The organism is Aeribacillus sp. JST-2, assembly GCF_056032925.1.
On sequence record NZ_JBVVUU010000002.1, the window covers coordinates 41,772 to 54,555 of the forward strand.

At 39.5% G+C, this 12,784-nt stretch carries 11 protein-coding genes; 9 read left to right on the plus strand and 2 right to left on the minus strand.

Annotated features, from left to right (window positions below):
* Window positions 1-32: 32 nt before the first annotated feature.
* Complete coding sequence (locus AC0KTX_RS01515) at window positions 33-512, plus strand: hypothetical protein (protein ID WP_474250470.1); 480 nt, start codon at window positions 33-35, stop codon at window positions 510-512.
* 81 nt (window positions 513-593) lie between these two features.
* Entirely contained in the window at window positions 594-998 is a 405-nt protein-coding gene (locus AC0KTX_RS01520) for an acyl-CoA thioesterase (RefSeq protein WP_474250471.1), read from the plus strand.
* A gap of 91 nt (window positions 999-1,089) precedes the next feature.
* Here AC0KTX_RS01520 and AC0KTX_RS01525 read toward each other — a convergent pair whose 3' ends face one another.
* Window positions 1,090-4,071 carry a carbohydrate binding domain-containing protein gene (locus tag AC0KTX_RS01525; RefSeq protein WP_474250472.1) on the minus strand — a complete coding sequence of 994 codons (2,982 nt, stop codon included), beginning with the start codon at window positions 4,069-4,071 and terminating at the stop codon, window positions 1,090-1,092.
* A gap of 27 nt (window positions 4,072-4,098) precedes the next feature.
* Entirely contained in the window at window positions 4,099-4,362 is a 264-nt protein-coding gene (locus AC0KTX_RS01530) for a hypothetical protein (protein ID WP_474250473.1), read from the minus strand.
* A gap of 403 nt (window positions 4,363-4,765) precedes the next feature.
* Between AC0KTX_RS01530 and AC0KTX_RS01535 the strand changes: the two genes are divergently transcribed.
* The 7 genes from AC0KTX_RS01535 (at window position 4,766) to AC0KTX_RS01565 (ending at window position 12,713) form a co-directional block, all read left to right on the plus strand.
* Window positions 4,766-6,049, plus strand: coding sequence for a sugar ABC transporter substrate-binding protein (locus AC0KTX_RS01535; RefSeq protein ID WP_474250474.1), 1,284 nt, complete (start codon window positions 4,766-4,768; stop codon window positions 6,047-6,049).
* A gap of 70 nt (window positions 6,050-6,119) precedes the next feature.
* The gene (locus AC0KTX_RS01540) at window positions 6,120-7,040 is read left to right on the plus strand and encodes a carbohydrate ABC transporter permease (RefSeq protein WP_474250475.1); all 921 of its coding nucleotides are present in this window, start codon (window positions 6,120-6,122) and stop codon (window positions 7,038-7,040) included.
* A 136-nt stretch (window positions 7,041-7,176) separates the two neighbouring features.
* Window positions 7,177-7,989 carry a carbohydrate ABC transporter permease gene (locus AC0KTX_RS01545; protein WP_474250476.1) on the plus strand — a complete coding sequence of 271 codons (813 nt, stop codon included), beginning with the start codon at window positions 7,177-7,179 and terminating at the stop codon, window positions 7,987-7,989.
* Between the two features lie 59 nt (window positions 7,990-8,048).
* Window positions 8,049-9,464, plus strand: coding sequence for an extracellular solute-binding protein (locus AC0KTX_RS01550; RefSeq protein WP_474250477.1), 1,416 nt, complete (start codon window positions 8,049-8,051; stop codon window positions 9,462-9,464).
* Window position 9,465: 1 nt separating this feature from the next.
* Window positions 9,466-10,473 carry a zinc-dependent alcohol dehydrogenase gene (locus AC0KTX_RS01555; protein ID WP_474250478.1) on the plus strand — a complete coding sequence of 336 codons (1,008 nt, stop codon included), beginning with the start codon at window positions 9,466-9,468 and terminating at the stop codon, window positions 10,471-10,473.
* Between the two features lie 159 nt (window positions 10,474-10,632).
* Window positions 10,633-11,649 carry an NAD-dependent epimerase/dehydratase family protein gene (locus tag AC0KTX_RS01560; protein ID WP_474250479.1) on the plus strand — a complete coding sequence of 339 codons (1,017 nt, stop codon included), beginning with the start codon at window positions 10,633-10,635 and terminating at the stop codon, window positions 11,647-11,649.
* On the plus strand, window positions 11,649-12,713 hold the full coding sequence (locus AC0KTX_RS01565; protein WP_474250480.1) for a dihydrodipicolinate synthase family protein: 1,065 nt from the start codon (window positions 11,649-11,651) through the stop codon (window positions 12,711-12,713). Before AC0KTX_RS01560 ends, AC0KTX_RS01565 begins: the two co-directional genes overlap by 1 nt.
* Window positions 12,714-12,784: the final 71 nt, after the last annotated feature.

Sequence of the window (12,784 nt, forward strand, 5' to 3'; positions counted from 1 at the left end):
GAGATGAAAGAAAATTTTTTGGAGGAATCCATATGTTGCCAAAAACGATCGAAGAATTGAATCAAATACGAGATGAATGCCGGAAAATGGTGAAAAGACGCTCATCTTATTCAGCGGTTGCCGCTGCCGTGCCGATACCCGGCATTGATGTGACGGTCGATGCCGCACTAGTGAAAGACTTGCTGAATGACATTAATCGCAAATTCGGTTTATCGAAAGAACAGGTCGACCAATTGGATTCAAAATCGAAGGAACTTGTCATGATTCTTGCCACTTCTCTTGGAAATGAACTGGTCGGCAAAGCAATCGGCAAAAAAATTGTGTTGAACATCGTCAAAAAAGCAGCTTCCCGCTTTGCTGCAAAGCAGACGAGCAAGTGGATTCCGCTTGTTGGGCTTGGTGTATCAGCCGGCATCAGCTATGCCGCAATGAAATATTTGGGAAATAAACATATTGATGATTGCTACCAGTTGGTAAAGCGCTATTTGGAGGAAACATCTGATCATAAATGAAAATGACGGCCTGCTTTTGGCAGACAAGAATTTTTTGCGGAATAACGCGGCAGTTATTTACTTATCGAGGTGAAGGCAAAGTTGAAAAATGAATATTCGTTCAAGGTTGCATGGGGTGATACCGATGCAGCAGGGATTGTCTTTTATCCGAATTTTTACCGTTGGATGGATCAAGCAGCGCATGAACTTTTTAGTGTTGCAGGTCTTTCGATGGCGAAACTGCAAAAAGAAGAACATATTGCTCTCCCATTGTTGGAAGCTTTTTGCCAATTCAAAGCTCCGCTTACATATGATGAGCAAGTCATTGTCCGATCGGAAATTTTGGAAGTGAAACAAAAAGTGGTGAAAATCAGCCACAAATTTTACAAACAGGAAACCATTGCAGCTGAAGGATATGAAGTAAGAGCATGGGTATCGGTTGAGGAAACTCCGCCGAGGGCAATAGTTGTCCCGGAGCATATAAAACGTATTTTGCTTTCGAATTAAAGTAAAAAAAAGCATTGCCCTCCTATCCGGGGCAGGCAAAATTTGTCCAGCGGATAAGAAGGCCGTTTTGCCACTGTTTTTTCTATTCTGCCTATTTGTCCAAATGGTGAATCAAAAATTGGATATCGATCGATAAGTCATTTTTGATGGAATGATCGATTTTTCTATTTTCTTTTTCAAGCCATTCGATTGTTTTATACAAATGATGTTTCGCTTGATCCGTTCTCCCGTTTAGTTTATGTTGTTCAGCTTGTTTTAAATGGTTGAACAGCCGCATGTAAACAGGATGCGGTATTTGATTGGTATTTTTTAATTTAGACAAATATTCTTTCAAAGAAGCAAAAGTTACGACAACTTTGACTTCGACGGGTTCTGAAATCAGCTGCCGGCCGTTTTCGACAACGATTGCCCGGACTTCAACAGAACCTGGATTTAGTGCAATCAAGCGGTTTCCTTCAAGCTTTGCCACTTCTTCATCTGATATCGATAAAACGGCGTTAACAGGAAATTCTTTTCCACGATTTGTTATCGCTTTTACTGAATAAGCGGCAGGCATACCTCTAGTTAATTCGGTAGGAGCTATTGTTAAATAAATTTTTTGAATGGTTTCCGGTTTTTCTTTTAATGCAAAAAAGGAAAAATCATCAAAATACGTTGAAGTTAAAGCATAAGAGGTGCTTAAAGCAAACAAACGGGCAAATGCCGCATATTCAGGTGCTGTTATTTTTTGTTCAACATACTGCCATTTTTGTTCACTTGCGTTTTTCACTTGGATCGCTTCTTCTGCCAGTTGGTTGCCATCTTTATCATAGATGCGGACAAGCAATGATGGCGTACCTGATTCAATAAACATTTGCACGCTGCTTTTATAAATACCGTTCGGCTGAACAGGAATCGGGTTGCTATATATGGCCACTGATTGATTTCTGGATGCATCGTCGATTTTTAAGCTGGATTGTCCGGAATGGGCTTTTTCGTTCGTGACGGAATATGTGTAGCCTACACCGGTTTGAAACATGGAAGTCCAACCTATATGGCCATTTTCGAAACTGGCGTTCGTTACGGGGATTTTCCCCCATTCAAATTTTTCTTTTTCAAATACAGAAATTTTGGCTAAAACGGTTCGATTATTGTATTTGGAAAAATAAATGTTGCCATCCTTCCCAAGGGTGAAGGAGACGGTATTGACAATAAATTGATACTTGAGCGTTTCCGGGTCGATGACATATAATTGATTGCCGATATTGGCGTAAAGCAACCCTGAATTGGACCACTCAAGATGAATGGAATTCCAAGCACCAATTAACGGGTTTTTTACCACTTCAACACTTTTTATAACTTCTAATGTATCAGGATGCAAGGCAAAAACGACTCCTTTAGAAGCTCCCCATATATACCCATCCTTTGGGCCGACAACTAAATCGCCGATATGCTCCGGCTTCTCAAGCCCATCGATTGTTAAAGCCGTTTCTTTCATCTTTTTCTCAAGAACAGGATCCCAAACAAAAATTTTAGCTTCTTCAGCAGTAGGTTCACTTCCTAAACCGCCGTAAATCGTTGTCGATCCATATACTTTTCCGTCCTTATAGGCTAATCCGATAATACTTTGATTTTCTACAATATTCCGGTAGACTTTATGTGATTGCCCGTCAAAAACTGTAAGAGCTCCTCCTAATTTTCCGTATGTGGCAATACTTCCGATGAATAATTTACCGCCGCCATCTGTTATGGTATGCAGCCGGTCTTGTTCATTCCCTATGGCAAACAATTTTGAAACTGCTCCGCTCGGTTCAACATTTGGATCAAGAGATTGAACACTTCCGTCAGGGTATACGCCGAAATAGATATGATTGTTCCAATGATGGATAGAATCGGCTTGTCCAAGAACAAAAGATTGGCAGCTGTTTGTTTGAGGATTGTAAACCGCACCTGTTGTACCAGTCATCCCGCTAATATAAATCTTATCCTCTGAATAGGCATATATTTTGTTTATTACATTGGCCGACGGCGGAATAACGGATGGATATTGAACGAATGTTTCGGTTTCAATATTGGAAAAATTCACTTTTCCATCAATGGAGATCGTAACAAGGCTTTTTCCGGGAAGTCTTGAATCATTTTCGATCTCTACCCAATCCGCTCCGCGCAAGCTGCTTTTGTATGGAATGGATGTTTCTCCGATTTGCAGCGTCGATAAATCGATATATTTTAGTTTTTCATCAGCAATAAAAAATACTTTATTGTTCAATGAATCCGCGACATGAAGTCCATTCACGTTTTCCATTTTGACGTCGAGCCATTTTTGCTCCTGCAAATCGTATATATACATCGTTTTGGAGGCGGAATATCTAGCAAATAAATATCGCTCATCGACGATATCAAGGTCATAGACAAATCCTGTTTCATTCAATGGTTGTGAAATATCTTCCTTTTCCCCGGTTTCAACATTTAGTTTGATAATTTTTTTATCGGCGGTTCCCGCATATATATAACCTTGATGATAATCCATGGATCTGACGTATTCCTGATTTTTTACTCCAATCATTTTTCCGTAGTCACGCAATTCGCCTGTTTTTGAATGATATTGAAATACTTTTCCGTTCGGGTAAGTTCCGACATAAGCGTTGCTTTCTTCATCTACTGCCAAAGCCCATAATGAAGATTCAGGAATGGAAGCCAACGCTTTTACATCTTTTGTTTCCGGCGAATACCTCCATAGATTTTTTCCGGCAGCAATATATACCGTTCCGTTTGGCGCCACTTCATGCTGCCAAGAATCGGCAGCTCCTTCAAGAGGGAAAGAGTGAAGCAATTTATTTTCGTCTAAATCAATCACATAAAACATTGCCGGAACACCTTTGGAGGTCGTATACAGCACGTCATGATTATGCTCTTTTCCTACAGCGCCATCATATATGGTCGCAGCGCTATTTAGCGGTTTTGTTAATTCAACCGCATTTGCATATTCAGGGAACGGATCGCTGCTGGCTGCAATCCGTTCGGGCACAAACGAAAGCAGGAAAATGATGAGGATTACGTTCATAAATAGATAAGATTTTTTCAAACCTGGCAATCCAGCCTCCTCCTTTCCAAGGAAAAATTAAACGAATATAGGAAAATAATTCTGTGCAATATTGCCAAGCCAATCTTTTGCAAACAGCGATGCATTTGTTTTCAACACTTGCGCTTCCCAACTGTCCGGTTCAAAACAAAACAGTCGCCCTAAACTGGTGCCGTAAAACGTTCCCTCACCTTGATCATAATGTAAAAAAGCTTCCCGCCAATAGTGGCTGAATTGATCCCATTGGTAAGGGAAATGCCATAGTGTTGTTTCAGAACTGATCGGCTTCCCAAAATTTTTCACCGAATCATTGATAGGATCACAATGATACCAATTAGCGCCAGCGGCAATATAAACGATGCCGTTTTTAGCAACCGTTGTTTTCCAATCCCTCCTTGTGGAAATTCTAGTTTACATCTGGTTCATAAAAAATCATACAATAAAGCGGTTAGAAATAAAATATAATTTTCTGAAAATTTATAAAAATAAGAAAAAAATCTGATTCACTTCCATTTTTTTTGGTAGAAAGACCTATTTGAAGATTACGAAAAAGATTGTTACAGGGCAAAATCATAGGGATGAACTTGAATAAATTTAAAAAAATAAAAAAATTCAGAATAATAATTGACAAGTGATCGGTGGTTGCTCTATATTTAATTTGTGAACCAGATATGAACTAGTTTTGAGGGATGGGGGGAGAAGTAGAATGAAAAAGAAGAGGTTTTGGGTGGTTTTTTTGGGGTGTTTCGTGTTTCTTTCAATGCTAACGGCTTGTTCCGGCACTAACCAATCTTCCGGTGCTGCAGGCAATGATAAAAAAATGAAAGGGGAATTAACTGTTTGGATTCATCCGTTTGTAGGCAGCGAATTGAAAGACAAACAAACAGAAGTTTTCAACAATATGGTAAAAACGTTTCATGAAAAATATCCTGATGTGAAAGTCAAATTTGAAGAAATTCCTTGGGCCAATCGTGAACAAAGAATTTTAACAGCGTTAGCTGCAAATGAAGGACCGGACGTTTTTTATATTATTCCAGACATGATGGCGCAATTTGCAGAGGAAGGTGTATTGACGCCTATTACCGATTTATTGGGTGATGATTGGGATAAGGAAGATTTTACACCATCAGCATTAGAATCGGTTACGTATAAGGATGAAATTTACGGATTGCCGATTTTGCGCGAGGTGCAAACCTATTTTTATAATACAAAATTATTAAAAGAAATCGGCGGCGATCCGAAACATTTGCCTGCGACTTGGGAGGAATTTAATGAATTAGCAAAAAAGGCAGCAGATAAAGGATATTATGCAAGAAGCTTTGAAGGAGGAAATACTCCAAACGCCACGCTTTATCCGCTAATTTGGCAAGCTGGCGGTGACGTTATCGATCAAAACGGTAAAGTTGTCATTAACCAGCCGGAAGGTGTGAAAGCACTGGAATTAATCCATGATTGGTATAAAAATGGCTATATTCCGAAAGACTCGGTTAACTCGCTGGATCATTTTACACTGTTTGTTGAGAATAAATTGTTAGCTGCCTGGGGTACTAGTTTAACAATCAGTACTTTAAAAGAACGCGGCTTTGAAGATTTTGTCATCGGCCCGCCATTGAAAGATCAGGAAATGGCCACGTTTGGAACAACCGGAATGTTTGTTGTTGCAGCTAACAGCGACAATAAAGAAGCGGCAGCACAATTTATTAAAGTAATGACAAGCACCGAACATCAAAAAGCATTTAATCAATTAACAAAATATATACCAGCAAGAAAGTCCGCGGCTTCCATTTATGACAACGATCCACTAATGAAGCAATTGACAGAATATGCCCAGTATGCAAAACCAGGCGTTGTTCATCCTGTTGCCCGCACGGTTATCCCAAAAATTCAAGCTGAAATACAAGCAATGTTAGAAGGAAAGAAAACTCCGCAGCAAGCAGCAGATGATATGGCTAAAGCAGTGAAAGAAGAAATCGAAAAAGCAGGGCTTTAAACGCAATAAGGGGATTTTTCACTCCCCTTTTTCATCATTGGGAAATCCGGTAAAAAAGGAAGGAGATATCATGCCGCAAACACAAGCTGTTTCACCGGCAAAACGATTTCATTGGCGAAAACATTGGAGCCGTTATGGAATTGTTTATATTTTTTTATTCCCTGTTCTGATCCATTTTATCATTTTTCAGGTATACCCAATCGCCTTTAGTTTTTATTTAACATTTACGAACTGGCCGGTCATTGGCGAGCCGAAATTTATCGGTTTGAAAAACTGGATGCAGTTTTTTTCGGATAAATTGGCATGGAAATCAATATGGAATACGGTGGTGTTCTCTGTTTACTATATATTGCCGACCATGGCTCTCGGTTTAATTCTTGCCCTTTTAATCGACACGAGAAAAAGAGGCAGCGGATTTTTTAAGGGTGTGTATTTTTTGCCTGTTGTCACATCATTTGTAGTGATTTCTGGAATTTGGGCGTGGATTTTTAAAGGAACGGATGATGGATTTGTCAACTCATTCTTAGGATTATTTGGCATTGAGCCGCAGCTGTTTCTTTCCGATTCAAGACAAGCATTAATGGTGCTGGCTGGTTTAAGCATTTTTAAAGTCTGCGGCAGTACAATGATTTACTATTATGCGGGTTTACAGTCCGTTCCTTCTGAATATTACGAAGCTGCTAGGATGGATGGGGCGAACGGCTGGAAAATCTTTTGGAAAATAACATTTCCTTTATTATTGCCCATTCATTTTTATGTTGCCATTATTACAACGATTGGGTCTTTTCAAATTTTTGACTCCGCCTTCTTATTAACTTCTGGAGGACCGGATTTTTCAACAACCACTATTGTTTATTACTTGTATCAAGAAGGATTTACGGCGCTTCGGCTCGGCTATGCCAGCGTGCTTGCATATATACTGTTCTTTATGATATTTGTCATCTCCATTGTTCAAAAAAAATATTTGGGTGATGAAGTGACCTATAAGTAATTGATAAAAAGGCTCAGAATCCCCTGCCAATCACGATCGTGCAAATAAACACGGCATAATTTCAGCAGCAACCAATGAAGGCTTGCAGGAATCAAGGGCAGCGTGATACACCTATTCTTTGGAGGAGGGGAATCGTTTGAAATCAAACAAAAGTTGGGTGTATATATTTTTCATCATTTTTGCTTTCTTGTTTTTAAGCCCGTTTATCATTATGCTCATCGGATCCATGGTAGAAATGCGGACGGCCATTGGCAACCCTTATGCGTGGATTTTGACAGAGGAACTGACGTTTGCCAACTTCCAATACATTTTGACGAATGGAAATTTTGTCAGATGGATCATGAATTCTTTTATCATTACGATCATTCCTGTTTTTACGCAAATGTTTTTCGCAGCGGTTCTTGGCTATATTTTTGCTAAAAAGAATTTTTTCGGCCGGGAAGTCATTTTCTGGATCATGATGGCTGTTGTCATGGTGCCGAGTCAATTGTTAATTATTCCAAGATACATTATGTTTAAAGAATTTGGCTGGATCAATACATACTTGCCATTCATCGTGCCAGAAATTTGGGGGATTATGGGAGTGTTCTTTGTAAAGCAATTTATGACGACTTTGCCCAAAGATCTAGAGGAAGCAGCTTATATGGACGGAGCAAATGATTTTACCGTCTTTTTTCGAATTTTGCTTCCGTTATCAAAACCGGTCATAGCAACCGTCGGAACATTTGCCTTTATCAGCAACTGGAATGACTTATTAACGCCGTTAATTTTTACAACAAGTGAAGAAATGTATCCGTTGACAGTCGGTTTGGCTTCCATGTTAACGAAAGAAGGAAATTTTGGTGTTGAAATGGCAGGTTCTGTCATTTCCTTCATTCCGACTTTCTTAGTCTTTTTGTTCTTCCAAAAATATTTTGTCAGAGGTATTGCTTTAAGCGGTCTAAAATAACTGCCGGATATCCTGAAAATATGCAGCCGGAACATCCATTGCAGAAAGGAAATCGGATTATGTCAGAAAAAAAGAGCAGGGAAGAATTTCAAGCTAAATTAGACCATATGGTTTCAACGTTAAGAAATCAAATCTTGAATGAAGAGATTTTCGTGGGAGACTATCTCCCGTCTGAACAAAGCTTAGCCGAAAAATTTGACCTTAGTAAAAATTCTGTCAGAAAAGGTTTAGAAACTCTTGTGTCAGAGGGATTAATCGTAAAAAAATCGCGCATTGGAAATTTGGTGGTGTCCAATAAACCGTATGATCAAATGATTTTGCGGGTAGGATATTATCCGTCTCTTTTAAAAGAGACGAAGTTTTTAGAAATCGTGCAACATTTTGAACGTGAAAATCCCAATATTAAAGTACAGACGATTGCCTTGCCATATGATCAATATCAAAGAACGGTTCTTGATTTTTTTAACAGTGATATGATTGATGTCGTTTCGATTAACTATAATGATTTTTGCACATTTTCAGCACCTGGGGACATTTTTGCCCATATTGACAGCGATGGCTCAATCTATCCATTTTTGGAAAAGCCTTTTCGGACGAATGATGGAAACCACGTCTTTGTCAGACCGTTTGTTTTTTCGCCGATTATCCTTTGTTATAATCCGAAGCACTTTGAAAAGAACAATCTACCTTTGCCTGACAGCAGCTGGAGGTGGGAAGATGCTTTAAAAGTAGCGCTGCAATTATCGACGGAAGCAGGGGCTGACCGCCATTGCGGCATATATTTGCACCCGCTTTCTTTAAATCGCTGGCCATTGTTTCTTTTGCAAAATCATATTTATTTTCAGCGGAACATCAATGGTTTTGTTTCATTTGATGAAGAGCGCCTATTGGAAAGCATTCATACGATTAGAGAAATGTTTGATAAACAAGGAATTTTGCAAACTTTTTTATCGGATAGCGACCAAGATGCAGAAAAACTATTTATTCAAGAAAAAGTGTCTATGATTGTTTCCTCTTATTTTAGTTTAAATGTATTTAAAGAACAGAATCTTGATTATGATATTGCGCCTTTGCCGTATCTCTCAAGCGCCATGACGTTATTGTTAATTATAGGTTTTGCTATTAATAAGCATTCAACGAAAATTCATGCTGCGAAAAAGTTTGTTGATTTTATCAGTTCCGATTCTGTACAAGGGATGATTCGTAAGCATACATTAAGTATTCCCAGTGTGAAAAAGGAAGCTGAAAAAACGGGAGATGAAAAGATTTATAAACCGTCAAGATTTCATTTATTTAGAGAAATTATCCCGACTTACCGGTTATTTTCCGATATTGGTGTTACGTTTCAAGAATTAAGTGAGATTCAACATGAAATGCGCCTGTATTTGTCGGGATTGCTGACTGAAAAATTGTTTGTCCAGAGGATCCGCACACTTCTTACAAAGGACAACATAGAAAAGAAAGGAGCTCAATAAATTGAAAACGGTTGTTGCAAAAGATAAAGCGGTTTATTTAGAAGAAAGTGAAATTCCAAAAATAAAAGACCAATATATTCTCATTAAAACCAAATATTCCGTCATCAGCCCCGGCACTGAAATTTCTTTAATTGAAGCCAGTGAAGGGCGAACCATTTCATTGGGGTATAGTGCAGTGGGAGTAGCTGTTGAAGTGGGGGATGGTGTCAAAACGATTTCGAAGGGGGATTTGGTTGCTTGCTATGGATCCCCTTATGTCAAACACGCCCAATATTTGCTTGTTCCGAAAACATTATGCTGCAAAGTCCCAAGCCACGTAGAACCAAAAGCGGCTGCTCTGGGCGGTTTAGGGGCAATTTCTATTCATGCATTGCGCATAGGACAGCTGCAATTTGGCGAATGGGCGGTCGTTGTCGGGCTGGGAATTCTTGGACAATTAATTGCTCAAATTGCTCATGCCTCCCTTTATCGTGTAATAGTTCATGATGTATCGGAAGCAAGGGCGAACAGCTTTGAAAATCTTACAGGCATACCGTCATTATTAACTTTGCAAGACGTTGAACAAACCATTCAAACATGCACGAATCATTATGGTGTTGATGCTGTGTTTTTATGCGCGAGCGGAAAAAAATCAGATTTAACCCATAAAAGTTTGGGCTGGATTCGCGACCAAGGAAAAGTTGTAATTGTAGGCGATCTTGAAACGAATTTCCCGCGGGCGGACATGTTTGCTAAAGAGGCGAAAATTTTGATTTCACGGGCGGGCGGCCCCGGGAGGTATGATCCGATTTTTGAGAAAAATGCCGTCGATTATCCTTATGGTTTTGTTCGTTGGACAGAAGGAAGAAATTTGGAAGAATTTATACGGATTGTTTCTGAGAAACGCATTAATGTTTCGCCATATTTACAAGAAATTGTCGAGCTTGACGAAGTGGAAAAGGCTTATAAAGAGCTGATCAATAAACAAAGCCCTGTATTAACAAAAGTTATCAAGTATCCTGAGGAATAGAAATCAACAGCCGAAGGAAACATTTCCTCCTTCTACCGTTATGGAAGATAAACGTGTGAAAGGGTTTGTATCAGCTAAAAAAAATTGATAATTCTGGATTAAATGGAAAATCATGTGGAAGAAAATGCCCATTTTGGTGAAAATGAAGGGGTGTGGATCTTGAAAACATTAAAACAATTGGAAAAAATGATGACAACTCCATCTGACAGATTAGTGGAAGATATGAAAAAAATTGATGGGGATATCATGATATTAGGAGCAGGCGGAAAAATGGGGCCAAGTTTGGCGAAATTGGCCAAAAATGCAGTTGCTGCGGCTCAGTTGAATAAAAGGGTGATTGCCGTATCCCGTTTTTCTGCCAATGAGCTGCGCGATGAACTGGAAGCGCAAGGCATTGACACCATTGCTGCCGATTTGTTGGACGAAGGCAATTTAGACAAACTTCCGAATGTAAAAAATATAATTTATATGGTTGGCATGAAATTCGGTACAGTCGGTCATGCACACTATACGTGGGTAATGAATAGCTATTTGCCTGGAACGGTTGTTCAAAAATTTCCTAATTCCCGTTTTGTTGTTTTTTCAACTGGCAATATATATCCGCTTACTCCTGTCAAGCTTGGGGGGTCGATCGAAACGGATCCGGCTGCTCCCATCGGAGAATATGCCCAAACTTGCTTAGGCAGGGAAAGAATTTTTCAACATTATTCCATCAAAAACGGGACACCGGTTTTAATTTTCCGTTTAAACTATGCGATTGATATGCGTTATGGGGTGTTGTTAGACATCGCAAAATCGGTCTATCAGGAAAAACCGATCGATTTAAAGATGGGGAATGTCAATGTGATTTGGCAAGGGGATGCAAATGAATATGCACTTCGATCTTTACTGCATTGCGCGAGTCCCGCCAATATTTTAAATGTAACGGGGCCTGAACTCCTGTCTGTCCGCAGAGTGGCGGAAGCATTTGGGGATCGGCTGAAGAAACAGCCGATATTTGTCCATGAAGAAGAAGATACAGCATTATTAAATAATGCTGGCAAATGTTTTCGCTTATTTGGTTATCCATCGGTGACTTTATATCAAATGATTGATTGGATCAGCGACTGGGTGAAAGGAAACGGAATAACCATCGCCAAGCCTACACATTTCCAGCAAAGGGAAGGTGCGTTTTAATGTCCTTTCCATTATCCTCAGAATTATTCCGGCATCTGCAAGAAGGGACCGTCATTCCTGCACACCCTCTCGCATTGACGGAAACAAAAGATCTAGATGAAACATATCAAAAATTGCTGACAAACTATTATATAGAAGCAGGAGCGGGAGGCATTGCCGTCGGGGTTCATACGACACAATTTGAAATAAGAGATCCTGAATATCATTTATATGAAAAGGTTCTGTCCTTTGCAGCGGAAACCATCTCGGAAGCCGATATAAAGCGCCCTTTTTTGAAAATAGCTGGTATATGCGGTGAAACGGCACAAGCCAAGGAAGAAGCAGCATTGGCAAGGGATTTGGGCTACCATCTTGGATTAGTGAGCTTGGGAGGCCTCAATCATTACAGCGAGAAGCAGCTTGTTCACCATTTACAAGAAATAGCAACAGTCATTCCGATTTTCGGATTTTATTTGCAGCCTGCTGTCGGGGGAAGGTCATTAAGCTTTCAATTTTGGCGGGTAGCAGCAGAAATTGAATCGTTATATGCCATAAAAATTGCTCCATTTAATCGTTATCAAACACTTGATGTTGTGCGAGCTGTATGCGAATCAAGGAGAAGAAATGAAATCGCTTTGTATACGGGAAATGACGATCATCTGCTAATGGATTTGCTTTCAACATATCGGTTTAAGGTCAATGGTGATATCATTGAAAAAAGAATTGTCGGCGGTCTATTGGGCCATTGGGCATTCTGGACCTCAAAAGCAGTGGAAATTTTTGAGGAAATAAAAAAAGTGCGCATGAATGATTGCATTCCTGCAGCATATTTCAAACTAGCAAATGAAATCACTGATGCCAATGCGGCGATTTTCGATGCGAAAAACAATTTTTCCGGTTGTATTTCAGGCATTCATGAAGTGCTAAAGAGGCAAGGATTATTAAAATACAATATTTGCTTAAACGAAAACGAGACATTATCGGAAGGCCAGCTGGAAGAAATAGACCGCATTTATCAAGCATATCCTCACTTAAATGATGATGATTTTGTTCAACAATTCTTGCAAAAAGATCAAATAAAATAACAAAAAGACGGACTATCTGTTTATTCGTGGATCAAGCGAAGGTATTCTGAAACAGGATAACGGATCTTTCA